The following is a 24,840-nucleotide window of genomic DNA, read 5'->3' on the forward strand; positions in this document are numbered from 1 at the left end:
TGCGAGGCGGCAATTCTAGCCTGACCTCGAGCCGCCTGCCAACAGGGGGGACAACACCGGTTCAAGTTCGCGCCGGCGCCAGCCCTGCAACGCCGGCGGCCATTGCCCGCCGTCGAGCAGCGACTCCAGGTGGCGGCGCGAGGCAAGCACGCCGTCGGGCAGGGACAGCTCGGCGCTGCGCTTGGCCACCGCGTCCTGCAGGCGCCGCAGCGCGTTGCGGTCCGGGTCGCCGGCAGGCGCGGGCATGGCGTCCTCGTCGGCCAGCGCGGTGGAGATGGCCTGCCACAGCGCGTTGGCGAGCTTGCGCGGCGCCTTCGGCATCGCATCGAGGCGCTGCTGCAGGGCGCGCGCATCGGCCGGCGGATCGCGCGACAGCAGCACCGCCAGTTCGTTGTCCAGCACCCAGCTGCGTGGCAGGTCGTGCTCGCGGGCGTGGCGCTCGCGCCAGCGCAGCAGGCGCAGCAGGCGGCGCTGGCCGGCGGTGTCGAGGAACTGCGCCGAGCGCAGCGACAGGTGCGGCCAGGTTTCGCCCTCGTCGCGGCTGGCGGTGGCCAGCGCACGCTCGACATCTTCGGCCAGCCATTCTTCGCGGCCGAGTTCGCGCAGGCGGCCGGAGGTGGCCGCGTACAGCGCGTCGAGGTGGCGCACGTCGTCGGCGGCGTATTCGAGCTGGGCGGCGCTGAGCGGGCGGCGCAGCCAGTCCGAGCGGGTCTCGCCCTTGGGCAGGGCCACGCCGGTGACCTGTTCGACCAGCTTCTGGTAGCCCATGCCGGCGCCGATGCCGGCGATCGCGGCCGCGACCTGGGTGTCGAACATCGGCTTCGGCAGGGTGCCGCAGGCGCAGCGCAGCGCGATCAGGTCCTCGCTGGCGCTGTGCATCACCTTGAGGACGCCGGGTGCGTCGAGCCAGGCGGCCAGCGCCGCGGCCATGCCGGGAACCAGCGGGTCGACCAGCAGGATGTCGTCGCCGACCGCCATCTGCACCAGGGCCAGGCGCGGCCAGTAGGTGCGTTCGCGGATGAATTCGGTATCCAGGCCGATGCGCCGTGGTGCATCCTGGAGCCGGCGCAGGAGCTCGCCGGGCTGGTCGATCCAGAGGGGTTCTGACACGTGGGTTCCGTGGTCTGGGGCTGTTGCTTCGTTGCCCCTGGGGGGCGGGATAGCCTAACGTCAAACCGGCTGGGACGGTTCAACGGAGGGATCTGGATCTTGCGCACCGGCGTACGGGCATTGCTGTGGACCACGCTGCTGCTGGCTGCCGCCTGCGGCCGCGCGCCCGAAGCCGGCGTGCCTGCCCCGGCGCGGGCGCCGGAGGCCGCGGACACGGTGGCGGAGCCGCCGCCGGGCGCGGCGCCCAGCGTCACCGTGCGCGGCGACGAGAGCGAGGCGGTGGTCAGCGCCTGGATCCCCCCGACGGTGGAGCTGGAGGACGCCGACCGCGCGGCCCTGCTGGCGCAGGCCGCCGCGGCGCTGGAAGCCGGGCGCCTGTTCGAGGATGCGCAGGCGGCGGTGCCGGTCTACCTGGCCCTGGCCGCTGCCGATCCGAAGGACCGCGCCGCGCGGCGCGGCCTGCAGCGCGCGCAGGCGCAGGTGCTGCGCGAGGCACGGGCGGCGCTGGCCGCGGCGCAGGACGACCCGGCGGCGCTGGCGCGGGCCACGCAGCTGGCCGCGGTCGCCCGTGCGCTGGCGCCTGCGGACGCCGCGGTGGTCGCCCTGCAGCGGGACGTGGAGCTGGCGCGGCGGCTGGACGGGCTCAACCGCGCCGGCGAGGAGGACCTGCGCGCCGGGCGCCTGGGCGAGCAGGGCGACGGCGCGCTGGCCTGGTTCCGCGATGCGTTGGCGCTGCGCGCGGACGACCCGCGCGCGTTGCAGGGGCGCGCGGCGGTGGAGAGCGCCGCGCTGCGCCGGGCCGGCGACGCCGCCGCCCGTTTCCAGTTCGACGAGGCCGAGCGCTGGCTGGGCCACGCCCAGGCGGTGCGCGAGGACGCCGCCGGCGCGGTGGCGGATGCGCGCCGGCGGGTGGAATCGCTGCGCGCGGCCCGCATCGCCGCGTTGCGCGACGCCGCCCTGCGCGAGCTGGGCGACGGCGGCCTCGTCGGCCTGCGCCAGGCGCGGATGCGGCTGGACGACATCCTGCGCATCGCCGCGCCCGGTGACCCGGTTGCGGCGCAGCTGCGCGAGCGCATCGACCTGGCCACCCATTACGGCGTGTTCCGCCCCGGGCAGGTGTTCACCGACGCCCTGGCCGACGGCAGCCGCGGCCCGCAGATGGTGGTGGTGCCGCACGGCGGTTTCCGCATGGGTGCGCTGGACAGCGAACCGGGCGCGGCCGCGGCGGAAAAGCCGGCGCACTACGTGCGCTTCGACCGCGGCTTCGCCATGTCGCTGACCGAGGTCACGGTGGCCGAGTTCGGCCGCTTCGTCGCCCAGGCCGGCGCGCGGCCGCGCGCGACCCGGCGCGGCAACTCCATCGTCTACGACGAGCGCAGCGGCAACTTCGTCCGCCGCAGCGGGGTGGACTGGCGTTCGGGTTACGACGGCAGGCCCGCCGCGCCCAACGACCCGGTGCTGCACGTGAGCGTGCGCGACGCCGAGGCCTACGCGGCGTGGCTGTCGCAGCAGACCGGGCGCCACTACCGGCTGCCCAGCGAGGCGGAGTTCGAGTACGCCTTGCGCGCCGGCAACGAGGGACGCTTCCCCTGGGGCGACGACGGCACCCCGCCGGAAGGCAGCGGCAACTTCGCCGGGGCCAACGACGTCTCGCCCAGCGGCCGCACCTGGAACAACGCCTTCGTCGGCTTCGGCGACGGCTACTGGGGGCCGGCGCCGGTGGGCCGGTTCAAGCCCAATGCATGGGGTCTTCACGACCTGGCCGGCAATGTCAGCGAATGGGTCGCCGACTGCTGGCACGCGAGCTACCGGCGCGCGCCCACCGATGGCGCGGCGTGGTTCAATCCCGGCTGTCGCGCCCGGGTGATCCGCGGCGGGGTATGGTCCGGCTCGCCGGCACAGACCCGCTCGGCCTGGCGGGCGTCGATGGATTCGGACATGACCAGCGCGCGCGTGGGCTTCCGCCTGGTGCGCGGCATCTGAGAGGAGAGGGGCGATGCGACAGGAGCCGTTCGGACAGGCAGGGCGCCAGGGCCAGGCGCCGCGGCGCCGCGGTGCCGGCCTGGGTGGCCTGCGCTGGCTGGTCCTGCTGGGCTTCCTCGTCTACGGCGGCTGCTACTACTTCTCCAACCGCACCCAGGACCCGTACACCGGCGAGACCGTGCTGATCGACGGTTCGATCGGGCCGGAGGAAGAGCGGGCGATGGGCCTGCAGGCCTACCAGGAGATCCTCTCCCAGGAACCGCCGCTGCCGAAGTCCGACCGGACCTCGCAGCAGATCGCCGCGATCGCGCAGCGGTTGATCGACAAGGTCCCGGAAGTCACCGCGGAACTGGCCGCCGAACACGGCATGGCCGCGCCCGAGCACTGGCGCCAGTTCGAATGGGACGTCAACGTGATCCCCTCGGACCAGGCCAACGCCTTCTGCCTGCCCGGCGGCAAGATGGCGGTGTACACCGGGCTGATCCCGGTGGCGCAGACCCAGGACGCGATGGCGGTGGTGATGGGCCACGAGATCGCCCATGCGCTGCTGCGCCATGGCGCCCAGCGTATGAGCCAGCAGAAGCTGGCGCAGATCGGGCAGATGGCCGGCGCGGCCAGCGGCATGGACCCGCAGCAGCAGCAGATGGTGATGGCGGCGATGGGCTACGGCTACCTGCTGCCGTACGCACGCACCCACGAGACCCAGGCCGACGAGGTCGGGCTGATGCTGGCCGCCGCCGCCTGCTACGACCCGAACGAGGCGATCGGTCTGTGGCAGCGCATGTCGGGCGCTTCGGGCGGCCAGGCGCCGCCGGAGTTCGCCTCGACCCACCCGAACCCGGGAACCCGCATCCAGACCCTGCAGTCGCTCATGCCCAAGGCGCTGGCGTACCGGGAGAAGTTCTGCCGGTAAGGCGGGCGGCTGGCGGGGGCGGAGGGGTTGGAGGGGGGAAGCAGCGGGGCAAGCCCCGCTCTACGGGTCAGCGGCGCTTGCCGCCGGCACCGCTGCCACGTTCGGGCTCGCCGCGGCCGGTGCCGGTGGGGCGGCCGAGGTTGGCGGCCAGGCCGCGCTGGAATTCCTGCCACATCTCGAGGTTGCGCTCGGTGAGCTGGTTCATCGCCGTCCACGGCGTCTGCCCGAGCAGGTTGCCCATCTGCTGGCGGAAGGTCTGCTGCTGCTCGAGGAACAGCTGCATGCTGCGCTCGAGGTAGTTGCCCATGAAGCCCTGCAGCGAATCGCCGTAGAAGCGGATGATCTGGCTCAGCAGCTGGGTGGACAGCATCGGTTCGCCGTCCTGTTCCTGCTCGGCGATGATCTGCAGCAGGACTGAACGGGTCAGGTCCTCGCCGCTCTTGGCGTCGCGCACCTCGAAGGATTCGCCATCCAGGATCAGCTGGCGCACGTCCTCGATGGTGATGTAGCTGGAGATCTCGGTGTCGTAAAGCCGGCGGTTCGGGTACTTCTTGATGATGCGGGTGGCAGCCATCGGGCGCTCGCGGGCAGACTTCAAGTGGCGCCGAGCATGGCGCACTGCAGCAGCGGAAGCAACTGCCACCGGTCCCGGCGTCAGCCGGCACTCACCAACCCATGTGGTGGCCGCCGTTGATGTCCAGGTTGGAGCCGGTGATCCAGCCGGCCTGTTCGTCGACCAGGAAACCCACCGCATAGGCGATCTCCTCGGGGGTGCCGAGCCGGCCGGTGGGGATGTCGGCGGCGATCTTGGCGCGCACCTCTTCGGGAACCGCCATCACCATGTCGGTGGCCACGTAGCCGGGGGAGACGGTGTTGACGGTGATGCCGAGCTTGGCGTTCTCGCGCGCCAGCGAAATGGTGAAGCCGTGCATGCCGGCCTTGGCCGCGGCGTAGTTGGCCTGGCCGTACTGGCCCTTGAGGCCGTTGATCGAGCTGATCTGGATGATCCGGCCCCACTTGCGCTCGCGCATGCCCTCGATCACCGGACGGGTGACATTGAACACCGAATTGAGGTTGGTGTTGATGACCTCGTTCCACTGCCGCGCGGTCATCTTGTGGAAGGTGCCGTCGCGGGTGATGCCGGCGTTGTTGACCAGGATCTCGACCGGGCCGAGCCTGGCCTCGATCTCGCGCACCATCGCCTCGGCTTCTTCGGGCGAGGTGACGTCGCCCTTGACCAGGGCGACCTCGTAGCCGTCGGCCTTCATCTGCGCCTGCCAGGCCAGGGCCTTTTCCTCGTTGCGGTAGTTGGTCGCGACGCGGTGGCCCATGTCGGCCAGCTTCCTGCAGATCGCGGTGCCGATGCCGCCGGTGCCGCCGGTAACCAGTGCAACGCGACTGCTCATGACGTGGTGCCTCCGGAGGCGCATTCAGGGTGATCGGCGCCAGTTGTAGTGGTGGCACGATGAAAGTGCAAGCGCGCCGGCAGCCGTGCCCTGTCGAAGTGCACGAGCGCGCACCGCAGCAGTGCATCGACGCTCCCGGCGCCCTCCAGTGGTGCCGGATCCTGGCCGAGCTGCTCCCAGGCCCGGCGCAGGGCCGGCAGCGGATCGGCCGGGTCCACCGGCTGCGCGGCGCTGGACTTGGACAGCTTGCGTCCTTCCGGGTCGAGCACCAGCGGCAGGTGCAGGTAGCGGGGCGTGGGCAGGCCGAGCGCGCGTTGCAGCAGGATCTGCCGGGGCGTCGAATCGAGCAGGTCGGCGCCGCGGACGATATCGGTGATTCCCTGGTCGGCATCGTCCACCACCACCGCCAGCTGGTAGGCCCAGCAGCCGTCGGCGCGCAGGAGGACGAAGTCGCCGACTTCGGCGGCGACATCCTGCACCACCGGGCCCTGCAGTCCGTCCTCGAACGCGACCACGCTGCCGTCCGGCACGCGCAGGCGCCAGGCCGGCGTGCGCCGCGAGGCCGGGCCGACGCACCGGCGGTGGATGCCGGACTGCGCGGCCAGTTCGCTGCGGCTGCAGGCGCAGGGGAAGGCGAGGCCGGCTTCGACCAGGCGGTCCAGCGCGGCGCGATACAGCGGGTGGCGTTCGCTCTGCCGTACCGGCGGCCGGTCCGCGACCAGGCCGAACGCGGACAGTGCCGCCAGCTGCGCGTCGGCGGCACCGGGCACTTCGCGTGGCGGGTCGATGTCCTCGATGCGCACCAGCCACTCGCCCCCGGCTGCGCGCGCCAGCAGCCAGCTGCCGAAGGCCGCCAGCAGGGAGCCTGCGTGCAGCGGCCCGGTGGGCGAGGGCGCGAAACGGCCGCGGTACGGCGCCGATGGCGTGGTGGCAGGGGACGTCATCGCTGCATGGTCGCGGCGCGCCGCCCTTGATATCAAGCCCGGCGATACCCATTATCGACCGCGAAAACATCCAACTCCCGGAGACCCGTCGAAGTGTTCACCCGCATCGCGCTCTTCCTCGCCACCAACCTCGCCGTGCTGTTCCTGGTCGGCATCATCATGTCGGTCCTGGGCGTGCACCCGGGGCAGATGAGTGGGCTGCTGGTACTGGCCGCGGTATTCGGCTTCGGCGGTTCCTTCATCTCGCTGCTGATGTCCAAGTGGATGGCCAAGCGTGCCACCGGCGCCCAGGTCATCACCCAGCCGCGCAACGAGACCGAGCGCTGGCTGCTGGAGACCGTGCGTCGCCAGGCCCAGGCGGCCGGCATCGGCATGCCCGAGGTGGCCGTCTACGACGCGCCGGAGATCAACGCCTTCGCCACCGGCGCCAACCGCAACAACGCGCTGGTGGCCGTGTCCACCGGCCTGCTGCGCAACATGAACGCCGACGAGGCCGAAGCGGTGCTCGGCCACGAGGTGGCGCACATCGCCAACGGCGACATGGTGACCATGGCCTTGCTGCAGGGCGTGCTCAACACCTTCGTGATCGTGCTGGCGCGCGTGGTCGGTGGGGTGGTGGACAGCTACCTGTCCGGCAACCGCGAGGACCGCGGTCCGGGCCTGGCCTACTTCGCCATCGTGATGGTCCTGGAGATCGTGTTCGGCCTGTTCGCCACCATGATCGCCATGTGGTTCTCGCGCCGGCGCGAGTTCCGCGCCGACGCCGGTGGCGCGCGCCTGGCCGGCCGGCACAAGATGATCGCCGCGCTGGAGCGGCTGGCCCTGAACCAGGGGCAGAGCACATTGCCGGCCCAGGTCGCTGCGTTCGGTATCGCCGGCGGCATGGGCCAGGGCCTGCGCAGGCTGTTCATGAGCCATCCGCCGCTGTCCGAGCGCATCGCCGCGCTGCGCTCGGCCACGGTCGCCTGACCGGCCACGGTTCGCCTGCATACGGAACGGCCCCGCAGTGCGGGGCCGTTTCCTTTTCGCCCCGGGGAGGGATCAGGGGGTGGCGTTGGCGCCGATCTCGCCGCACTCGCGTGCCGGCGTGCCGGACAGGGTGAGGGTGGCGCTCGGGCCCTTGGTCCAGAACTCGTTGCCGTTGGTGTCCGCATAGCGCGCGCCGGAGGCGGCCACTTCCTGCGGCAGCACCACCTCGCCGCGGTCGTGGACCACGGTGACCGTCTGCGCCGCGTTGTCGAAGCGCACGGCCACGCGCTGGTCGTCGCACTGCCAGTGGGTGTTGACCACCGCGGTCGCTTCGGCCGTGGCGCCCGGCGGCGGCGCAGCCGGGTCCAGGGTCGCTTCGCCAGCGGCAGGCTGCGGTGCGGCGTCCTGGGCGCTGGTGGCGGTGGTTCCGGCGGACGTGGCTTCGGACGTATCGGGGCGGCAGGCGGCCAGCAGCAGTACCGCCAGTCCGCCGGCGACCAGGCCGGTGCCTTGCAGCATCTTCCTCATGCGGCGGCCTCCTGGCCGGCGTGGCGGCCCTCGGCGATTTCCTCGACCAGCTTGGCGCAGAACGCCGGCAGGTCCTTGGGCGTGCGGCTGGTGACCAGGCCCTGGTCGACGACGACCTCGCGGTCGACCCAGCGGGCGCCCGCGTTCTCCAGGTCGCGCTGGATGTTCGCCACCGAGGTCAGCTCGCGATCCTCGACCACGCCGGCGTTCACCAGCACCCACGGACCGTGGCAGATCGCGCCGACCGGCTTGCCGGCCTCGAAGAAGGCGCGGGTGAAGCGGATCGCGTCGTCGTCGTTGCGCAGCGCGTCGGGATTGAACAGGCCGCCGGGGATGACCAGGGCGTCGTAGTCGCCGGCGCTGGCGTCGGAAACCTTGCGGTCGACCTTGACGCTCTCGCCCTTGTCGAAGTGGCGCATGCCCTGGATCGTGCCGCTGCCCGGGGATACCACGTCGACCTCGGCGCCGTGTTCGCGCAAAGCGCGCAGCGGTTCGAGCAGTTCGGATTCCTCGAAGCCGTCGGTGGCGAGGATGGCGACGCGTTTCCCGGTGAGATGGCTCATCGTGCGGTTCCTGTCGGATCGAAGGGGAACCGGCATCCTCGCGTCCGGCGCGCACGCATCGCGCGAAGGGCGCGTGTGCGAAACATTAAACCGCGGCGCGGGTCACGGCGTTGGCGCTTCGCCCGCGCCGCCGCTGAAGCGGACGCGGACCAGCAGGCCGCGATGGTCCGAGGCCCAGGTGCCTTGGGCGTCGGGTTCGGTGAACAGCAGGCGCGCTTCCAGCGGCTTCAGCCGGCCCGCTTCCACGAACACGTGGTCGACCCGCGCCGGCACGGTGAAGTAGGCGGGATTGAGCGTGGTGGCTTCGGCGAGCGGGACGTATGGATGCAGTGCGGTCCAGGCATCGATCCAGCGTCCGCGCAGCGGTTGCAGTTCCGGGGCGTCGGCCTCGGCGTTGAAGTCGCCGGCGATGATCGACGGCGCGCCGGCGGAGGTCGCCTCGATATAGGCCAGCAGGTCGGCCAGCTGGCGGGCGCGGGTCTCCGCACCATCGGGCGCCCAGTACAGGTGGGTGACGTAGAGGTTGAGCGGCCGTCCACCGGCCAGCACCCGCACGAAGCCGGCGGTGCGGTGGTCCTCCAGCGGATGCAGCAGGGTCTCGCCGAGCTCCAGCGGCGCCTGCCGGGTGAGCAGGGCGTTGCCGTAGCGGCGCGACTGGCTGGGCGGGTCGGTGGTGACGAAGTGCCAGTCGTAGCCCAGTTCGGTGGCCAGCCACGCGGCCTGGTTGGGCAGGTCGTCGTGCTGCAGCACCTCCTGCAGCGCGATCGCGTCCGGCTGCAGGCGGCGCAGCCTGGCCACGATCTGTTCGCGCCGCCGCGGCCAGTCGTCGCGGTCGTGGTACAGATTGAGGGTGACGAGTGTGAACTCCGGCGCCGCGTGCGCGGCACCCGCGCCGTCGTCGTCAGCATCCGTCGGCGCCGCGCCTCCCGTCAGGCCGATGCAGAGCAGCAGGCAGGCGAGGAAGCGGGGCAGGGCGGCGTTCATGGCGGCTCAGCGGTGCGGCGGGGGCTGGTCGAGGCGCAGCACGGGATACAGGCCGTAGCGTTCGTCCCAGGCCGGATGGCGCCGGTAGAAGAAATCCAGGCGCGCATCCGGATCGGCGGCGAACCCCGGGTCCGAGGCCAGGCGCTGGCGGAATTCTTCGCGCAGGACCGGGTCGGCGTCCAGCATCTGCCGGGCGACCTCTTCGGCCACGTACGGCTCCATGTATTCCTTGCGCTCGAAGGCGTTGTTGAACCCGCCCCAGGCGGCGAGCGAATCCGGCGCCTGCGGTTCGAGCAGGGCCAGCACCAGTCGCGCCAGCGGCTGGCCTGCGGGCACGTACAGCGCACCGGCGCCGATGTCGCGGGTTTCCGGCTGCCACTGGCCCTGCACGGCGAGGCGCTGGCGGCCTTCCACGGGGCGCGCGGCGAAGTCCGGCGATTCGCTGCGGAAGGCCTGCACCGGCGCGGCCGGCCAGGCCTGGTCCAGGCGCCGGTAGGACACGCCATGCGCATCGAGCGCCGGACGCACGAAATCGACCCACGCCGGCGGCACGAGGTAGCCGGCGCGCGGCGCGGTCGCGGTCAGTGCCGGCACCACGTGGTCGCGCAGCGGCAGGCGCCAGACCTGCGGGGTGGTCTCGTCGTAGCGCGTCATCAGCGCGCCGGAGACCTCCGACGGCGTGCGCGTATAGGCGTAGCCGCGGAACTCGACCGTGCGCGCCTCGTCGGTGGCCTTCCACGCCAGTGGTTCGACCTTTCCGGGCAGGCGCGCGGCGCGGGCGTCCGCCTCGCTGGCGATGCGGCGCCACTTCGCGCCCTCGCGGGCCATGTGTTCCAGCACCGACACCACCGCGTTGCGGGTGGCGCGCACGCGTTCGGGATACGGCTTCCACGAGTGCGTCTCGACCAGCATGCCCAGGCGGTTGCGCAGCAGGAAATAGCCGTGCGAGAAGCGCGGCGGGGCCACGCCGTCCTCGAAGCCGGAGGCCGGATCGTCCTGGACCACGAACTCCGGGTAGAACACCAGCGGCAGCGAGCCAGCCTTCGCCAGGTCGGCGGCCACGCCGTCGCGCCAGGCGCGGCCGACCTCGCGCAGGGCCTCGTCGCCGGCATGCAGCGGTTCGACCTGGAAGGAGATGTCGTGCTCGAACTGGGCGCCGTCGGTGGCGTGCAGGTCGACCATGGCCAGCGGGTCCCATGCCTGGACCAGGTGCAGCATCGCCCGCATTTCCGGCGAATCGGCCTTCACGTAGTCGCGGTTGAGGTTGAAGTTCTGCGCGGTGGTGCGCCAGCCCATTTCCTCCGGGCCGCGCTGGTTGGGACGGTTCCAGCGGCCGAAGCGCTCGTGGCCGTCGACGTTGAACACCGGCACGAACAGCCACACCAGCTTGTCCAGCGCGCCGGGCGCGGCCCTGCCCTCGAGCACCTCGCGCAGGGCCAGGAAGCCGGCGTCCTTGCCGTCGGACTCGCCGGCGTGGATGCCGCCCTGTACCAGCACCACCGGCAGGTTGCGGCGGCGCGCCTCGGCCGGATCGAAAGCGCCGGTGGCGGTCACCACCAGCACGTGCATGGGCCGGCCCTCGGGCGTGGTGCCGAAGCTGCGCACGGCGACGCGGTCCGGCCAGCGCCCCTGGAAGGCGGCGGCCAGTTCCCCGACTTCCGCATAGCGGCCGGTCCGCTGGAATCCGGAGCGCTCGGCGACGGTGGACAGCTCCCCGGCCGCGGCCGGGGAGGTGCTGGCCGCGACGGGGGCGAGCGCGGTCAGCGCGGCCAGCGGGACGGACAGGAGGCGGAGCCAGGTGGCGCGCGAAGGCATGGGGCAGGTGGGTCCGGCGATGGGCAAGCCGCCATGATGCCAGCGCGCCGGCGGCGGCCACGCCGGGCCGGGCTGCCCGCGGCCGGGTTCCGGTGCCCTTGCCGGATCGGGTACCCTCGGCTTCTTTTGCGACAGGCCCCGAGATGACCGATACCGCCGCCGCCAAGGCGCGCATGCCCCGCCAGATCGCCAACATCATCGGCAGCGAGGCCTGCGAACGCTTCAGCTTCTACGGGATGCGCAACATCCTGGTGCAGTTCCTGATCACCTCGACCCTGCTGCAGCACATCATGGCCGGGCAGGAGCGGGAGCTGGCCGCCAAGGACCTGATGCACACCTTCATGATCGGTGTGTACTTCTTCCCCCTGCTGGGCGGCTACCTGGCCGACCGCTTCTTCGGCAAGTACAACACCATCCTCTGGTTCTCGCTGGTCTACTGCGCCGGCCACGCCTGCCTGGCGCTGTTCGAGGACAACCGCGCCGGCTTCTTCACCGGCCTGGCCCTGATCGCGCTGGGCGCCGGCGGCATCAAGCCGCTGGTGGCTTCGTTCATGGGCGACCAGTTCAACCAGTCGAACAAGCACCTGGCGAAGATCGTCTTCGACGCCTTCTACTGGATCATCAACTTCGGCTCGCTGTTCGCCTCGCTGCTCATGCCCCTGTTCCTGAAGAACTTCGGGCCGGCGGTGGCGTTCGGCATTCCCGGCCTGCTGATGTTCGTGGCCACGTTCGTGTTCTGGCTGGGTCGCAAGCGCTATGTGATGCTGCCGCCGGCGCGCACCGAGGACCCGGACGCATTCTCGAAGGTGATCCGCACCGCGTTGCTGGCGCAGGCGCCGGGGCAGGGCCGGGGTGGCCTGTGGCTGGCGGTGGCCGGCGTGGTGCTGGCGGTCGCCTCGCTGGCGCTGGCGCCGTCGCTGGGCTTCGTGATCGCGCTGTGCGTGGCGCTGGTGGTGCTGCTGGCCGGCGTCGGCGGCGGTGCGTGGATGCAGCTGGAGCGCGCCCGCGGCGTGCACTCCGACGTGGCCGTGGACGGCGCGCGCAGCGTGCTGCGGGTGCTGGTGATCTTCGCCCTGACCACGCCGTTCTTCTCGCTGTTCGACCAGAAGGCCTCGACCTGGGTGATCCAGGGCAACGAGATGACCAAGCCGGAGTGGTTCGTGTCCTCGCAGATGCAGGCGTTGAACCCGGCCCTGGTGATGATCCTCATCCCGTTCAACAACCTGGTCCTGTACCCGGCGCTGCGCCGCTTCGGCTGGGAGCCGACCGCGCTGCGGCGGATGACCGCGGGCATCGCCTTCAGCGGCCTGTCCTGGATCGTGATCGGCGGCATCCAGGTGGTCATGGACGGTGGCGAGCCCATGTCCATCGTCTGGCAGGTGCTGCCCTACGCGCTGCTGACCTTCGGCGAGGTGCTGGTATCGGCCACGGGCCTGGAGTTCGCCTACAGCCAGGCGCCGGCGGCGATGAAGGGCGTGGTCATGAGCTTCTGGAACCTGACCACGACCATCGGCAACCTGTGGGTGCTGCTGGCCAACGCGGCGGTGCGCAACGACACGGTGACCGGCAGCATCGCCGGGACCGGGCTGAGCACGACCGCGTTCCAGATGTTCTTCTTCGCGGCATTCGCCCTGGTGGCGGCGCTGGTGTTCGGGCTGTACGCGCGCAGCTACCGGATGGTCGACAACTACCGCCCGGCCGGAACCTGAGGATCGCGATGTCCAGCCCCATCACCCTGCTGCTGATCGCCGCCACCGCGCTGGTGTCGTGGCTGGCCTTCAACGACCGCCGCATCGTCGACCGGCTGGTCCTGTGGCCGCCGGCGGTGGCGCGCAAGCACGAGTACTGGCGGCTGGTCAGCTACGGCTTCCTGCACGCGGACTTCCCGCACCTGCTGTTCAACATGGTCACGCTGTTCTTCTTCGGCCGGCTGATCGAGCAGGTGATGCGGCAGCTGACCGGCAGCGTGCTGACCTATCCGCTGTTCTACCTGGCCGCGCTGGTGGTCTCGATCCTGCCCAGCTACCTGAAGAACCAGAAGAACCCGAACTACTTCAGCCTCGGCGCTTCCGGCGCGGTGTCGGCGGTGCTGTTCGCCTTCATCCTGATCCAGCCGTGGTCGCTGATCTTCGTGTTCTTCATCCCGGCGCCGGCGATCCTGTACGCGGTGTTCTACGTCGGCTACAGCATCTGGATGGACCGCAAGGGCGGCGACAACGTCAACCACAGCGCGCACCTGGCCGGCGCGGTGTTCGGCGTGATGTTCATGCTGGCGATGGAGCCGCGCCTGGTGAACGTGTTCCTCGGCCAGCTGCTCAACCCGAGCTTCCGCTGAGCCGGTGCGCTCACCCGGCGTGAATGCCGGGCATGACACCGTCGCCTCCGTCCGACAGACGGAGGTGGAGATGGCAACCCGCACGGCACGGAAAACCGGCTCCCGCAGGGCGACGAAGAAGACGGCGGCGAAGCAGGCGGCCGGGAAAAGCGCGAAGAGAACCGCGAAGAAGGCTGCAGGGGCCGCCACCCGCAAGACCGCGGCAGCGAAGACCGCAGCAAGAAAGGCGACCGGCAAGGTCGCGGCGAAGAAGGCACCGGCCAGGAAAGCGGCGGCAAAGAAAGCGCCTGCGAAGAAGGCCGTCCGCAAGGCAGCGAAGAAGGCCGCGCCACGCAAGGTGGCGGCGAAGAAGGCGACGGCGCGCAAGGCGGTGGCGAAGAAAGCCGTCGCCCGGAAGGCCGCGGAGAAGGCACCGCGCAAGGTCGCCAGAGCCCCCGCAGCCAGGAAGGGCGCTTCCGGGAGGACACCCGGCGCAGACGAAGCGAAGTCGCCCGCCCGTTCCCGCCGCAGCCCGACCGAGGCGCCCTCCGTACCGGCGGGCGCGCCGACGCCGGAAGACGCGCTGGCCCATACCCGGGAACTGCTGGAGGCCAGGCAGGAGCAGGCGAAGCAGACGCCGCCGTGGCGGCGGCTCGAGGATCCCCATGGCGGGCAGGATCCCGGCGCCGGGCAGGCCGGCACCGCCGATCCGGCGAAGCTGCAGGAACTGCATGCGGGGGAAGCGCGGCTGCGGGCCACCCAGGGCAGCGCCGGTACCCAGGACCGGCGCAACCAGCGCAAGCGCGACCGCCGCTGATGGCGCCGGGAAAAAAACAGCCCCGCCCGATGGGCGGGGCTGTGGGACGGGCCGCCCCCTCCTGCGCCCGTCTCCCCCTGGAATCGAGGGATCAGTGCGGCTGCGGTTCGGCGGCGTAGGCGTGCTCGAGGCGCTGGTAGACCTCGTCGGCGAGGTGCTCGTACTCCCAGCCTTCGGTATGGCCACTCACCGCCAGCTGGAACAGGCCCTCCAGCAGGGAGGCGTCGTTGTCCATCTCGCTGGCGGTGTTGCGTTCGAATGCATCCATCGTCTGTGCTCTCTGCCCGGCCGCCGGGCGCATGTCCTTGACGTGGTTGAAGCAGGAGACGTGCCAGATTCACGTGGCCTTGATGAGCGGTTCAGCCAGCCTGTTCAGCATAGACAACGTCCTTTCTGGCCTGCGTCATGGCCAGAATGTGACGCAATGCGTCTGTTTCTGCCCCCAGGAGCCCCGACATGAATGACGAGCCCGAAATCCGCCACGACCCCGCCGGCCAGCGTTTCCACCTCGAGCTGGACGGCCAGCTGGCGGAACTGGTCTACCACCGCGCCCCCGACGGCCGGATGGTTATCGACCACACCGGGGTCCCGCAGGCGATCGGGGGCAGGGGGCTGGCAGGTCGCCTGGTCCAGGCGGCCTTCGACCATGCCCGCAGCCAGGGCTGGAAGGTGGTCCCGGCCTGTTCCTACGCCGCCACCTGGATCGCCCGCCATCCGGAGTACGCCGACCTGGCCGCCGAATGACTACACTGCCGGCATGGTCCCCATGCCGGCGCACATAGGAGGTGCAGCATGAGCATGAACCCGACCCGGGCTGTACGCCCATGGCTGGCCGCGCCGGCGCTGCTGGCCCTGGCCCTGCTGGCCGGCTGCCGGCGCGAGGCGCCGGCGCCGGCGCCCGAGCCGGCCGCGCCGCAGGCCCAGGCGGGCGCGGAGGCCGCCCCTGGCGACGCGCCGGGCACGGCGGCCACGCCGCTGGTCCTGGAAGACGTCATCGAGACCGATCCGCGCTACGTGGTCGGGATCAGCTACCCGCCGGGCATCGACGCCGAGCCGGGCCTGGCCCGCGCGCTCCACGGCTACGCCGAGGCGGCGCGCGCCGAGCTGCTGCAGGCCGTCGCCGGGCTCGACGGCAACCCGACCGCGCCGTACGAACTGTCGCTGGGCTTCCGCCAGCTGCTGCGGACCGCCGACGTGGTCGCCGTGGCCGCCGATGGCAGCCTGTACACCGGCGGCGCGCACGGCCAGCCGCTGGTCGCGCGCTTCGTCTGGCTACCCAGGCAGCAGCGCATGCTGACCGCCGAAAGCCTGCTGGCCTCGCGCGAGGGCTGGGAGCCGGTGGCCGCCTACATCGGCGAGCAGCTCGGCACGGCCGCCCACATCCGCGCCTCCGACGAGGCGCTGGCGCCGGAGGAGCGCGCCAACCTGCTGGCGATGGCGCTGAAGACCATCGACCAGGGCACCGAGCCGAAGCCGGAGAACTTCGCCCAGTTCGAGCCAGTGCCCGCGGCCGATGGCCGGATCGGCGCGCTGCGCTTCGTGTTCCCGCCGTACCAGGTGGGGCCGTATGCCGACGGGGTGCAGACCGTCGAGGTCCCGGCCTCGGTTCTCAAGCCCTACCTGGCGGACGACGTCCGCGGGCTGTTCGTGGACTAGCGGCCATGGCGTTGGCGGCGCGCGCGAAGCGGAGGGTCGAGGCCCTGCTGGCCGAGGCCGGCGTGCGCATCGGCGGCGAGCGCGACTGGGACCTGCAGGTCCACGACGAGCGCCTGTACGTGCGCGTGCTGGCGCACGGCTCGCTGGGCCTGGGCGAGTCCTACATGGACGGCTGGTGGGACGCGCGCTCGCTGGACGGCTTCCTGGCCCGGCTCATGCAGGCCCGTCTGGACCGGCGCGTGCACGGGCTGGGCGAGGTCCGGGACGCGCTGGAGGCGCGCCTGCTCAACCCGCAGTCGCGCCGGCGCAGCGGCGAGGTCGGACGCCGCCATTACGACCTGGGCAACGACCTGTACGCGGCGATGCTCGGGCGCCGGCTGGTCTACAGCTGCGGCTACTGGCGCGACGCCACGGACCTGGACGCGGCGCAGGAAGCCAAGCTCGACCTGGTCTGCCGCAAGCTGCAACTGCGCCCCGGCATGCGTGTGCTCGAGGTGGGCTGCGGCTGGGGCGAGGCGCTGAAGTACGCGGCCGAACGTTACGGCGTGTCCGGCGTCGGCGTGACCATCTCGCGCGAGCAGGCCGGGTACGCGCGGCGGCTGTGCGCCGGCCTGCCGGTGGAGATCCGCCTGCAGGACTACCGCGACCTGGACGAGCCGTTCGACGCGGCGCTGTCGATCGGCATGTTCGAGCACGTGGGCGTGCGCAACTACCGCACCTACTTCGAGGTGATGCGGCGCTGCCTGCCCGGGCACGGCCTGTTCCTGCTGCACACCATCGGCACCAACGTCTCGGTCAGCCGCACCGACCCATGGATCGCGCGCTACATCTTCCCCAACTCGATGCTGCCTTCGGCCGCGCAGATCACCCGCGCCAGCGAAGGGCTGTTCGTGCTGGAGGACTGGCACAACTTCGGCGCCGACTACGAACGCACGCTGGCGGCGTGGCGCGCGAACGTGGAAGCGGCGTGGGACTGGCTGGATCCGCGCTACGACGAACGCTTCCGGCGGATGTGGCGGTTCTACCTGTCCGCGTCGATGGCCACCTTCCGCTGCCGCCGCTCGCAGCTGTGGCAGCTGGTGCTGTCGCCGGAAGGCGTGCCGGGCGGTTACCTCGCGCCGCGCTGAGGGCAGGGCGACCGCTCCGGCGCCGTGGCGAAATTTTCGCCAACCTTCTTGACAGCCCCGCCACGCCTGGCGCTCCGGCGATTATCCACAGCTTCGTGCACGTTCCATCCACACCGACTGTGGAAAACGACGGCGGTTTTCCGCCGCCGGAAACGACTGCGCCACCCGGAGGTGGCGCAGTCGTGGAGCGGTCCGCGGGCGCGGATCAGCGCGGGGCCGCGTCCAGCCCGCGCTTCTTCAGCAGCGGCTCGATCTTCGGATCGTGGCCGGCGAAGTCGCGGAACAGCTGCAGCGCGTCCTTGCTGCCGCCGCGCGACAGCAGGGTGGCGCGGAAGCGGTCGCCGTTCTCGCGCTTGAGGCCGCCGTTGTTGCGGATCCACTCCTGGGTGTTGGCGTCCAGCACCTCGGACCAGATGTAGGCGTAGTAGCCGGCCGCGTAGCCGCCCATGATGTGGCTGAAGTACGGCGTGCGGTAGCGCGGCGGCACCGGCGCGAAGTAGATGCCGTCGGCCCTCAGCGCGTCGGCCTCGAACTGCATCACGCCGTCGGCGGCCGGGACCTGCTCCGGACCGATCTGGTGCCAGCGCTGGTCGAGCATGGCCGCGCCCAGGTACTCGGTGGTGGCGAAGCCCTGGTTGAACTTGGCCGCGGCCAGGACCTTGTCCAGCAGCGCCTGCGGCATCGGCTCGCCGGTCTCGTGGTGCCTGGCGTAGTTGGCCAGGATCGACGGCCAGTCGGCCCACATCTCGTTGACCTGCGACGGGAACTCGACGAAGTCGCGCGGGACCGAGGTGCCGCTGAAGTACGGGTAGTTCACGTCGGAGAACATGCCGTGCAGGGCGTGGCCGAACTCGTGGAACGCGGTGGTGACCTCGTCCCAGGTGAGCAGCACCGGCTGGCCGGCCGGCGGCTTCGGGATGTTCAGGTGGTTGGCGACCACCGGCCTGGTGCCGCGCAGCTTCGACTGCTCGACGTAGGAGTTCATCCACGCGCCGCCGCGCTTGGACTCGCGCGCGAACGGGTCGAAGATGAAGATCGCCAGCTGCGAGCCGTCGGCGTCGAACACGTCGTAGGTCCACGTGTCGGGGTGGTACTTCGGCAGGTCGGTGCGCTCCTTGAAGGTGATGCCGTACAGCTGGGTCGCGGCGTAGAACACGCCGTTCTCCAGCACGTTCTTCATCTCGAAGTACGGCTTGAGCTGCGACTCGTCGAAGTCGTACCTGGCCTGGCGCACCTTCTCGGCGTAGTAGGCCCAGTCCCACGGCTCGAGCTTGAAGCTCGGCTCGCCCTTGGCGGCCTGCTCCTGGTCGATCATCTTCTGCAGCTCGGCGGCTTCGCGTCTGGCGTTGGCCACGGCGGCCGGCGCCAGCTTGCCGAGCATGTCGTTCACCGCCTCGGGGGTCTTGGCGGTGGCGTCGGCCAGCGCGTAGGCGGCGTGGTTCGGGAAGCCCAGCAGCTTCGCGCGTTCGGCACGCAGCTTGATCACCTGTGCGACCACGCCGGTGTTGTCGTACTCGTTGCCGCGGCTGCCGCGGGCGATCGAGGCCTCGAAGATGCGCTGGCGCGCCTCGCGGTTGCTCAGGTAGCTCAGCGGCGGCTGGCCGGTGGTGTTGAGCAGGGTGACCACGTACTTGCCTTCCAGGCCGCGCTTCTTCGCCTCCTCGGCGGCGGCGTCGATCTGCGCCTGGCTGGCGCCGGCGAGGAAGTCGGCGCTGTCGAAGACCACGGCCGAGGCGTTGACCTCGTTGAGCACGTTCTGGTCGAACTGGGTGCTCAGGGTGGCCAGCTGCGCGTTCATTTCCTTCAGGCGGGCCTTGTCGGCGTCGGAGAGCTGCGCGCCGGCGCGGACGAAATCGTTGTAGTAGCGCTCGACCAGGCGCAGGCCTTCGGCGTCCAGGCCCAGCGAATCGCGCTTCTCGTACAACGCCTGGATCCGCGCGAACAGCTTGCCGTCCAGGTAGATCGCGTCGCGGTGCGCGGCGAACTTCGGCGAATAGTCCGCGTCGATCTGCTTGCGCGCGTCGTTGGTGTCGGTGCTGGAGAGGTTGAAGAACACCGCGGCGGCGCGGCCGAGCACCTGGCCGCTGTTCTCCATCGCCACGATGGTGTTCTCGAAGGTCGGCTCTTCGGCGTTGTTGGCGATCGCCTCGATCTCCTTCAGCTGCTCGGCCATGCCGGCGTCGAAGGCAGGGCCGAAGTCGCTGTCCTTGATCCGGTCGAAACGCGGGTACTGCAGCGGCAGGTCGCTCTCGGCGAAGAACGGGTTCTGCCGCGAGTCGGCCGCGGCCGACTGCTCGGCGGCGCCGGGCGCGGGGCTGTCGGTGCGGTTGCAGGCGGTCATGCCAAGTCCAAGGGCGGCGGCGAGCGCCAGGTAAAGGCCGGTTTTCTTCATTGCAGCAGATCCTGCGGGGGACAATCTTCCCAATCTACCCCAGTGCCGGGAGTAACGCCCTGTGACCAATGGCACAGGACGCGGCGGGCCCATCCCCGTGTCTCAGCATGCGTTGCGATGGAGGCGGCCGGGGAGCGGCGGACGTATGCTGGTGGCATTCCCTGCGCGCGATCCGGCATGACCAGCCTCCACGACTTCTCCGCCATCGACATCGACGGCCATCCGCGGCGGCTGGGCGAATTCGCCGGGCAGGTGGCGCTGGTGGTCAACGTCGCCTCGCGCTGTGGCTTCACTCCGCAGTACGCCGGACTGGAAGCGCTCTGGCAGGCGTATCGCGACCGCGGCTTCGTGGTGCTGGGCTTCCCCTGCGACCAGTTCGGCCACCAGGAGCCGGGCGACGAGGCGGCCATCCGCGACTTCTGCGCGCTCAACTTCGGCGTGACCTTCCCGATGTTCGCGAAGATCGATGTCAACGGGCCCGGCGCGCATCCGCTGTGGCGCTGGCTGCAGCAGCAGAAGCGCGGGGTGCTGGGCACCGCCAGGATCAAGTGGAACTTCACCAAGTTCCTGGTCGGCCGCGATGGCCAGGTGCTGTCGCGGCACGCGCCGCGGGACCGGCCGGAGACGCTGGCCGCGCCGATCGAGCGGGCGCTGCGGGCCGGCTAGCGCTTCCCCGCCGGGGCCGAGGGCCGGTTCTTCACCTCGTCCGGCAGCAGCGACAGGATCTCGTCGATGATCCCGGGCAGGGCGTTCTCCGAGTAGCCGCGGTGCGTGTACGCCACCGTGCCGTCGTGGTCGAGGATGAACATGTGCGGGATCGCCCGGACGCCGTAGCGGTCGCTGGTCGCGCCGTCGGCGTCGTGGACGAAGGTGAGGTTCATGCCCTTGTTGGCGCGCACCAGCGCGACGAAGTCGCTGCGCGGCTCCTTGAAGTTGACCGCGACCACTTCCAGCGCATCGCGGCCGACCACGTCCTGGAAACGGGCCAGCACCGGCAGTTCCTTGCGGCAGGGGCCGCACCAGGAGGCCCAGAAGGTGACGATGGTGACCTTGCCGCGGTAGTCGCCCAGGTTGACCGTGCGGCCTTCGCGGGTCTTGCCCAGCAGTTGCGGGGGGATCTCGCCGACGGCGGGCGAGGGCGGCAGCACCTTCGCGCCCAGGCAGGTGGACATGGCCAGGCCGGCCAGCAGCAGCCATCGCATCCACATTCCCTTGCTCCCCGTTCCCCGTTGGGGCGCACGCTAGCACGCCGCCCGAGGGCGGCGAAACGTCACTTCTCGACGAAGGCGCGCTCGAACACGTACTCGCCGGCGCTGCCGATGCGCGGCGAGGCGGTGAAGCCGCGGCCGTCGAGCAGGGCGCGGAAGTCGGCCAGCATCTGCGGGCTGCCGCAGATCATCGCGCGGTCGTGCTTCGGGTCCAGTTCCTCGATGCCGAGCGTGCGCATCATCTGGCCGCTGCCCATCAGGTCGGTGAGCCGGCCGCGGTTCGGGAAGTCCTCGCGCGTCACCGCCGGGTAGTACAGCAGCTTCTCGCGGATGATTCCGCCGAGGAACTCGTGCTGCGGCAGCTCCTTCTCGAAGTAGTCGCGGTAGGCGAGGTCGCCGGCGTGGCGCACGCCGTGGCACAGGACCACGCGTTCGAAGCGCTCGTAGGTTTCCGGGTCCTTGATCACCGACAGCCACGGCGCCAGGCCGGTGCCGGTGCCCAACAGGTACAGGTTGCGGCCGGGGTGCAGGTCGGAGATCAGCAGGGTGCCGGTGGGCTTGCGACCGATCAGGATGCTGTCGCCGGGCTTGATGTGCTGCAGGCGCGAGGTCAGCGGCCCGTCCTGGACCTTGATCGAGAAGAACTCCAGCTGCTCCTCCCAGTTGGCACTGGCGATGGAGTAGGCGCGCATGATCGGCCGGCCGGTCTCGGTCGGCAGGCCGATCATCACGAACTGGCCGTTCTCGAAGCGGAATCCGTCGTCGCGGGTGGTGGTGAAGCTGAAGTAGGCGTCGGTCCAGTGACGGACGTCGAGCACCGTCTCGGTGCCGTAGGCAGAGGACATCGGGGGAGGTCGGGTTGGACTTATCCCCGTTATTGTAGCCGACCGCCCCCAACCGGCCTTGAGCAGGATCAGTGCCGGGCCGGCCCGGCACCGTCCAGGCCTGCCTCAGCCCTGCGGCGGCGCCAGCCTCAGCAGCTTGCCGTCGTCCTCGTCGGTGACCAGGTACAGGTTGCCGTCCGGGCCCAGGCGGACGTCGCGGATGCGCTCGCCGAGGTCGCCGAGCAGGCGTTCCTCGCCGACCACCCGGTCGCCTTCCAGCTGCAGGCGGATCAGGTTGCGCTGGGCCAGCGAGCCCAGGAACAGGCTGTCGTTCCACGGCTTGCCCGGGCGGCCGGTGTAGAAGGCCATGCCCGACAGGCCCGGCGAGACCTCGAAGACGAAGTGCGGCGGCTCCATGCCGTCCTTCTCCTTGCCGACCGCCTCGGCGATCGGCTTGCCGGAGTAGTCGATGCCGTGGGTGATGACCGGCCAGCCGTAGTTGCGGCCGGGCTTCGGCAGGTTGATCTCGTCGCCGCCGCGCGGGCCGTGCTCGCTCTCCCACAGCGTCCCGGTGCGCGGGTCGAAGGCCAGCCCTTGCGAATTGCGGTGGCCGTAGCTCCAGATCTCCGGGCGGGCGCCGGCCTGGCCGACGAAGGGATTGTCGTCCGGCACGCTGCCGTCGAGGTCCAGGCGGACCAGCTTGCCCTGCAGCTTGTCCAGCTCCTGCGACATCATCTTCAAGGTGCGCTCGCCCTGGCTGATGAAGACATGGCCCTTGCCGTCGAAGGCGAAGCGCGAGCCGTAGTGGTTCTCGGTGTTGAGCTTGGGTTCCTGGCGGTAGATGACGGTCAGGCCTTCGAGGCGGTCGCCGCCCAGGGTGGCATAGGCCGCGGCGGTGCCGGACAGGCCGCCGTCGCCCGGCTCGGCATAGCTGAGGTAGATGCGGCGGCTGCTGGCGAAGTCAGGCGCGAGGGCGACGTCGAGCAGGCCACCCTGGCCGCGCGCGGAGACCTCCGGCACGCCGGCCAGCGGCGCGGAGATGCTGCCGTCGGCACCGATGCGGCGCAGGTTGCCGCCGCGTTCGGTGACCAGGAAGCCGCCGTCCGGCAGCGGCGCCACCGCCCACGGATGCGACAGGCCGCGGGCGATGATGGTGAGGCTGGCCTGGCCCTGTTCGCTGGCCACATTGCGCGCCGGTTCGCTGGCCGGCGCGGGCGCGGAGACGGCCGGCTCCTGCGGCGGCTGGCAGGCGGCCAGGACGAGGGGCAGGGCAAGGGCTAGGGCGAGGCTGGCGGTGGTCGGCCGGTGCATGGCGGCATCCTGTCGTTGGGCGCGGAAGCCTCAACGATAACCGGCCGCCTGCAGCTCGAACAGTTCCGCGTAGCGGCCACCCTGCGCCATCAGCTCGGCATGGGTGCCGGACGCCTCGACCTTGCCGCCGGCCAGCACCAGGATCCGGTCGGCCATGCGCACGCTTGAGAAGCGGTGCGAGATCAGCACCGCGGTGCGGTCGTGCGAGAGCTCCTTGAAGCGCTGGAACACCTCGAATTCGCTGCGCGCGTCCAGCGCCGCGGTCGGTTCGTCGAGGATCATGACCTGGGCGTCGCGCATGTAGGCACGGGCGATGGCGATCTTCTGCCACTGCCCGCCGGACAGGTCCACGCCGGTCTTGAAACGGCGCCCGACCAGCTGGTCGTAGCCTTCCGGCAGCGGCTCGATGACCTCGTCGGCCATGGCCCGGTGGGCGGCGGCGCGGATCCGTCCGATGTCGTCCATCGCCTCGATCCGGCCCACGCCGATGTTCTCGCCGGCGGTGAGGTGGTAGCGGACGAAGTCCTGGAAGATCACCCCGATGTTGGCGCGCAGGTCATCCAGGTCGTAATCGCGCAGGTCGCGGCCGTCGAGCAGGATCCGGCCCTCGTCCGGGTCGTACAGGCGTGCCAGGAGCTTGACCAGGGTGGTCTTGCCGGCGCCGTTCTCGCCGACCAGTGCCAGCACCTCCCCGGCACGCAGCTCGAATTCCAGCCCGCGCAGCGCCCAGTTCTCCGCGCCGGGATAGCGGAAACCGACGTTCTCGAAGACGAAGCCGCGCGCGATCGGCCGCGGCACCGGCACCGCGTCCGGCCGCGAGGCGATCTCCGGCTCGATCTCGAAGAACGAGTACAGGTCGTCCAGGTACAGGGCCTGTCCGGCGACCTGGGAGAAGCCGACCAGCAGGCCTTCCAGCAGCTGGCGCAGGCGGCGGAAGCTGCCGGCCAGGAAGGTCAGGTCGCCGATGCTGAAGTCGCCGCGCACGGTGCGCCAGGCGATGTAGGCATACGCGACGTAGTAGCCCAGCGTGCCCAGCGCCGCCAGCAACGTGCCCCACAGGGCGCGCTTGCGCGCCAGCGCGCGGTTGGCCAGGTAGAACTTCTGCGCCAGGGTGCGGTAGCGGTCGATCAGGAAGCGGTGGAGGTTGAAGATCTTCACCTCCTTGGCGGTCTCGACGCTGGCGCCGGTCTGGCGCAGGTACTCGAGCTGGCGCCGCTCCGGGGTCCACTGGTAGTTCAGCGAATAGCCCAGCGCGTTGAAGTGCGCCTCGCCGACGAAGGCCGGCACCAGCGCCACCGCCAGCAGCAGGATCAGCCACGGCGCGTAGACCAGCAGGCCGATGGCGAAGGCGATGACGGTGACCGCGTCCTGGACCTGGCCGAACAGCTGGCTCATCAGGTTCATCCGGCTCATGGTCAGGCGCCGGGCGCGGTCCAGCCGGTCCTGCAGGTCCGGGTCCTCGAAGTCCTCCAGGTCCAGGGTCGCCGCATGCTCCATCAGGCGGATGCTGCTGGCGTTGGTGAACAGCTCCGAGAGCAGGCCGTCGGCGTAGCTGACCATCCGGCCGAGGAAGTCCGAGCCCACCGCCAGCGCCAGTTCCACGCCCAGCAGCCACAGCAGGTGGTCGAGGGCGCCGCTGCGCAGGGCGTCGCCGAGGCCGTCGAAGGACAGGCCCAGGCCGACCACCCGGATCGCCTCGTCGATGATCAGCTTGCCGATGTACAGCGAGACCACCGGCATCAAGGCGCGCAGCAGGCGCAGGCCGAGGCTGGCCAAGGTCAGGCCGGGGCTGGTCTGCCAGATCTGGCGTAGGAACGGCGGCAGGTTGCGCATCGCGTCGAAGCGCTCGCGCAGGCTCGGGGTGGTGCGCTCGCGGCGCGGCTTGGCGGTGGGGCGGGGCGTGGCCATGCCGCATTGTGCCCCGGCGCGGGGCCGCGGTTCCGTGATCGCGGAAAAAGCGGAGGCCCGCTTGCGCG

Annotated in this window: 24 protein-coding genes; 10 read left to right on the forward strand and 14 right to left on the reverse strand. The window is 70.9% G+C overall.

The annotated features are described in order from the left end of the window. Positions 1-15 precede the first annotated feature (15 nt). Entirely contained in the window at positions 16-1,110 is a 1,095-nt protein-coding gene (gene rnd, locus PSEJ35_RS0105755) for a ribonuclease D (RefSeq protein WP_028916958.1), read from the reverse strand. A 177-nt stretch (positions 1,111-1,287) separates the two neighbouring features. Between rnd and PSEJ35_RS0105760 the strand changes: the two genes are divergently transcribed. Further along, positions 1,288-3,093 (forward strand): formylglycine-generating enzyme family protein, encoded by a 1,806-nt coding sequence (locus tag PSEJ35_RS0105760; RefSeq protein WP_232207588.1) that lies wholly within the window; start codon positions 1,288-1,290, stop codon positions 3,091-3,093. Positions 3,094-3,106: 13 nt separating this feature from the next. Continuing rightward, positions 3,107-4,006: a M48 family metallopeptidase gene (locus tag PSEJ35_RS0105765; protein ID WP_028916960.1), complete on the forward strand. Its 900-nt coding sequence runs from the start codon at positions 3,107-3,109 to the stop codon at positions 4,004-4,006. Positions 4,007-4,073: 67 nt separating this feature from the next. Here the strand turns inward: PSEJ35_RS0105765 and phaR are convergent, their stop codons facing one another. Genes phaR through gluQRS form a run of 3 tightly spaced genes read right to left on the reverse strand, consistent with a single transcriptional unit; the run spans position 4,074 to position 6,356 of the window. Further along, on the reverse strand, positions 4,074-4,649 hold the full coding sequence (phaR, locus tag PSEJ35_RS0105770) for a polyhydroxyalkanoate synthesis repressor PhaR (RefSeq protein ID WP_084635450.1): 576 nt from the start codon (positions 4,647-4,649) through the stop codon (positions 4,074-4,076). Positions 4,650-4,671: 22 nt separating this feature from the next. After that, positions 4,672-5,412 carry a beta-ketoacyl-ACP reductase gene (locus PSEJ35_RS0105775; protein ID WP_028916962.1) on the reverse strand — a complete coding sequence of 247 codons (741 nt, stop codon included), beginning with the start codon at positions 5,410-5,412 and terminating at the stop codon, positions 4,672-4,674. Further along, complete coding sequence (gene gluQRS / locus PSEJ35_RS15525) at positions 5,409-6,356, reverse strand: tRNA glutamyl-Q(34) synthetase GluQRS (RefSeq protein ID WP_051412532.1); 948 nt, start codon at positions 6,354-6,356, stop codon at positions 5,409-5,411. The genes PSEJ35_RS0105775 and gluQRS overlap by 4 nt, the downstream gene beginning before the upstream one ends. A gap of 93 nt (positions 6,357-6,449) precedes the next feature. Here gluQRS and htpX point away from each other — a divergent pair, with 93 nt between their 5' ends. Next, complete coding sequence (gene htpX, locus PSEJ35_RS0105785) at positions 6,450-7,325, forward strand: protease HtpX (protein WP_028916963.1); 876 nt, start codon at positions 6,450-6,452, stop codon at positions 7,323-7,325. A gap of 72 nt (positions 7,326-7,397) precedes the next feature. Here the strand turns inward: htpX and PSEJ35_RS16600 are convergent, their stop codons facing one another. The 4 genes from PSEJ35_RS16600 to PSEJ35_RS0105805 form a co-directional block, all read right to left on the reverse strand. Beyond that, positions 7,398-7,853 (reverse strand): MliC family protein, encoded by a 456-nt coding sequence (locus PSEJ35_RS16600; protein WP_084635451.1) that lies wholly within the window; start codon positions 7,851-7,853, stop codon positions 7,398-7,400. Further along, on the reverse strand, positions 7,850-8,416 hold the full coding sequence (locus PSEJ35_RS0105795; protein WP_028916964.1) for a type 1 glutamine amidotransferase domain-containing protein: 567 nt from the start codon (positions 8,414-8,416) through the stop codon (positions 7,850-7,852). Before PSEJ35_RS0105795 ends, PSEJ35_RS16600 begins: the two co-directional genes overlap by 4 nt. A 102-nt stretch (positions 8,417-8,518) precedes the next feature. Further along, complete coding sequence (locus tag PSEJ35_RS15535) at positions 8,519-9,400, reverse strand: endonuclease/exonuclease/phosphatase family protein (RefSeq protein ID WP_051412534.1); 882 nt, start codon at positions 9,398-9,400, stop codon at positions 8,519-8,521. A gap of 6 nt (positions 9,401-9,406) precedes the next feature. After that, entirely contained in the window at positions 9,407-11,215 is a 1,809-nt protein-coding gene (locus PSEJ35_RS0105805) for a M14 family metallopeptidase (protein WP_051412535.1), read from the reverse strand. A 143-nt stretch (positions 11,216-11,358) separates the two neighbouring features. Between PSEJ35_RS0105805 and PSEJ35_RS0105810 the strand changes: the two genes are divergently transcribed. The 3 genes from PSEJ35_RS0105810 (at position 11,359) to PSEJ35_RS17420 (ending at position 14,346) form a co-directional block, all read left to right on the forward strand. Further along, a complete protein-coding gene (locus PSEJ35_RS0105810; protein ID WP_028916966.1) occupies positions 11,359-12,924 on the forward strand; it encodes an oligopeptide:H+ symporter in 1,566 nt (521 codons plus the stop codon). 8 nt (positions 12,925-12,932) lie between these two features. Continuing rightward, entirely contained in the window at positions 12,933-13,550 is a 618-nt protein-coding gene (locus PSEJ35_RS0105815; protein ID WP_028916967.1) for a rhomboid family intramembrane serine protease, read from the forward strand. Between the two features lie 70 nt (positions 13,551-13,620). Continuing rightward, positions 13,621-14,346: a histone H1-like repetitive region-containing protein gene (locus tag PSEJ35_RS17420; RefSeq protein WP_198014155.1), complete on the forward strand. Its 726-nt coding sequence runs from the start codon at positions 13,621-13,623 to the stop codon at positions 14,344-14,346. A gap of 91 nt (positions 14,347-14,437) precedes the next feature. On the opposite strand, the gene PSEJ35_RS17425 is transcribed toward PSEJ35_RS17420, so the two are convergent. Further along, positions 14,438-14,614 carry a hypothetical protein gene (locus PSEJ35_RS17425; protein ID WP_198014156.1) on the reverse strand — a complete coding sequence of 59 codons (177 nt, stop codon included), beginning with the start codon at positions 14,612-14,614 and terminating at the stop codon, positions 14,438-14,440. Between the two features lie 188 nt (positions 14,615-14,802). On the opposite strand from PSEJ35_RS17425, the gene PSEJ35_RS0105830 reads away from it, so the two are divergent. The 3 genes from PSEJ35_RS0105830 to cfa are packed head-to-tail and all read left to right on the forward strand — an operon-like array spanning position 14,803 to position 17,129. Next, on the forward strand, positions 14,803-15,090 hold the full coding sequence (locus PSEJ35_RS0105830) for a GNAT family N-acetyltransferase (RefSeq protein WP_028916968.1): 288 nt from the start codon (positions 14,803-14,805) through the stop codon (positions 15,088-15,090). A gap of 48 nt (positions 15,091-15,138) precedes the next feature. Next, a complete protein-coding gene (locus PSEJ35_RS0105835) occupies positions 15,139-16,002 on the forward strand; it encodes a DUF3298 and DUF4163 domain-containing protein (RefSeq protein ID WP_051412536.1) in 864 nt (287 codons plus the stop codon). Positions 16,003-16,007: 5 nt separating this feature from the next. Then, positions 16,008-17,129: a cyclopropane fatty acyl phospholipid synthase gene (cfa, locus tag PSEJ35_RS0105840; protein ID WP_051412537.1), complete on the forward strand. Its 1,122-nt coding sequence runs from the start codon at positions 16,008-16,010 to the stop codon at positions 17,127-17,129. A gap of 205 nt (positions 17,130-17,334) precedes the next feature. Here cfa and PSEJ35_RS0105845 read toward each other — a convergent pair whose 3' ends face one another. Further along, a complete protein-coding gene (locus PSEJ35_RS0105845) occupies positions 17,335-19,521 on the reverse strand; it encodes a M3 family metallopeptidase (protein ID WP_037082529.1) in 2,187 nt (728 codons plus the stop codon). Positions 19,522-19,698: 177 nt separating this feature from the next. On the opposite strand from PSEJ35_RS0105845, the gene PSEJ35_RS0105850 reads away from it, so the two are divergent. Beyond that, entirely contained in the window at positions 19,699-20,187 is a 489-nt protein-coding gene (locus PSEJ35_RS0105850; protein WP_028916972.1) for a glutathione peroxidase, read from the forward strand. On the opposite strand, the gene PSEJ35_RS15545 is transcribed toward PSEJ35_RS0105850, so the two are convergent. The 4 genes from PSEJ35_RS15545 to PSEJ35_RS0105870 all read right to left on the reverse strand — a co-directional run bounded on the left by PSEJ35_RS15545 (position 20,184) and on the right by PSEJ35_RS0105870 (position 24,772). After that, a complete protein-coding gene (locus PSEJ35_RS15545; protein ID WP_232207585.1) occupies positions 20,184-20,729 on the reverse strand; it encodes a TlpA disulfide reductase family protein in 546 nt (181 codons plus the stop codon). The genes PSEJ35_RS0105850 and PSEJ35_RS15545 overlap by 4 nt on opposite strands. 62 nt (positions 20,730-20,791) lie before the next feature. Beyond that, a complete protein-coding gene (locus tag PSEJ35_RS0105860) occupies positions 20,792-21,574 on the reverse strand; it encodes a ferredoxin--NADP reductase (RefSeq protein ID WP_028916973.1) in 783 nt (260 codons plus the stop codon). Between the two features lie 105 nt (positions 21,575-21,679). Next, positions 21,680-22,864 carry a PQQ-dependent sugar dehydrogenase gene (locus PSEJ35_RS0105865; RefSeq protein ID WP_084635453.1) on the reverse strand — a complete coding sequence of 395 codons (1,185 nt, stop codon included), beginning with the start codon at positions 22,862-22,864 and terminating at the stop codon, positions 21,680-21,682. A 30-nt stretch (positions 22,865-22,894) separates the two neighbouring features. After that, positions 22,895-24,772 (reverse strand): ABC transporter ATP-binding protein, encoded by a 1,878-nt coding sequence (locus PSEJ35_RS0105870; protein WP_028916975.1) that lies wholly within the window; start codon positions 24,770-24,772, stop codon positions 22,895-22,897. Positions 24,773-24,840: the final 68 nt, after the last annotated feature.

The sequence above is a fragment of the Pseudoxanthomonas sp. J35 genome, from assembly GCF_000513995.1.
Lineage (GTDB): Bacteria > Pseudomonadota > Gammaproteobacteria > Xanthomonadales > Xanthomonadaceae > Pseudoxanthomonas.

Coding starts and splice junctions, on each gene's coding strand:
- PSEJ35_RS0105765 (WP_028916960.1), top strand. CDS start 3,107: ATGCGACAGGAGCCGTTCGGACAGGCAGGGCGCCAGGGCCAGGCGCCG.
- PSEJ35_RS0105775 (WP_028916962.1), bottom strand. CDS start 5,412: ATGAGCAGTCGCGTTGCACTGGTTACCGGCGGCACCGGCGGCATCGGC.
- gluQRS (WP_051412532.1), bottom strand. CDS start 6,356: ATGACGTCCCCTGCCACCACGCCATCGGCGCCGTACCGCGGCCGTTTC.
- PSEJ35_RS16600 (WP_084635451.1), bottom strand. CDS start 7,853: ATGAGGAAGATGCTGCAAGGCACCGGCCTGGTCGCCGGCGGACTGGCG.
- PSEJ35_RS0105795 (WP_028916964.1), bottom strand. CDS start 8,416: ATGAGCCATCTCACCGGGAAACGCGTCGCCATCCTCGCCACCGACGGC.
- PSEJ35_RS15535 (WP_051412534.1), bottom strand. CDS start 9,400: ATGAACGCCGCCCTGCCCCGCTTCCTCGCCTGCCTGCTGCTCTGCATC.
- PSEJ35_RS0105805 (WP_051412535.1), bottom strand. CDS start 11,215: ATGCCTTCGCGCGCCACCTGGCTCCGCCTCCTGTCCGTCCCGCTGGCC.
- PSEJ35_RS0105810 (WP_028916966.1), top strand. CDS start 11,359: ATGACCGATACCGCCGCCGCCAAGGCGCGCATGCCCCGCCAGATCGCC.
- PSEJ35_RS0105815 (WP_028916967.1), top strand. CDS start 12,933: ATGTCCAGCCCCATCACCCTGCTGCTGATCGCCGCCACCGCGCTGGTG.
- PSEJ35_RS17420 (WP_198014155.1), top strand. CDS start 13,621: ATGGCAACCCGCACGGCACGGAAAACCGGCTCCCGCAGGGCGACGAAG.
- PSEJ35_RS17425 (WP_198014156.1), bottom strand. CDS start 14,614: ATGGATGCATTCGAACGCAACACCGCCAGCGAGATGGACAACGACGCC.
- PSEJ35_RS0105830 (WP_028916968.1), top strand. CDS start 14,803: ATGAATGACGAGCCCGAAATCCGCCACGACCCCGCCGGCCAGCGTTTC.
- PSEJ35_RS0105835 (WP_051412536.1), top strand. CDS start 15,139: ATGAGCATGAACCCGACCCGGGCTGTACGCCCATGGCTGGCCGCGCCG.
- cfa (WP_051412537.1), top strand. CDS start 16,008: ATGGCGTTGGCGGCGCGCGCGAAGCGGAGGGTCGAGGCCCTGCTGGCC.
- PSEJ35_RS0105845 (WP_037082529.1), bottom strand. CDS start 19,521: ATGAAGAAAACCGGCCTTTACCTGGCGCTCGCCGCCGCCCTTGGACTT.
- PSEJ35_RS0105850 (WP_028916972.1), top strand. CDS start 19,699: ATGACCAGCCTCCACGACTTCTCCGCCATCGACATCGACGGCCATCCG.
- PSEJ35_RS15545 (WP_232207585.1), bottom strand. CDS start 20,729: ATGTGGATGCGATGGCTGCTGCTGGCCGGCCTGGCCATGTCCACCTGC.
- PSEJ35_RS0105860 (WP_028916973.1), bottom strand. CDS start 21,574: ATGTCCTCTGCCTACGGCACCGAGACGGTGCTCGACGTCCGTCACTGG.
- PSEJ35_RS0105865 (WP_084635453.1), bottom strand. CDS start 22,864: ATGCACCGGCCGACCACCGCCAGCCTCGCCCTAGCCCTTGCCCTGCCC.
- PSEJ35_RS0105870 (WP_028916975.1), bottom strand. CDS start 24,772: ATGGCCACGCCCCGCCCCACCGCCAAGCCGCGCCGCGAGCGCACCACC.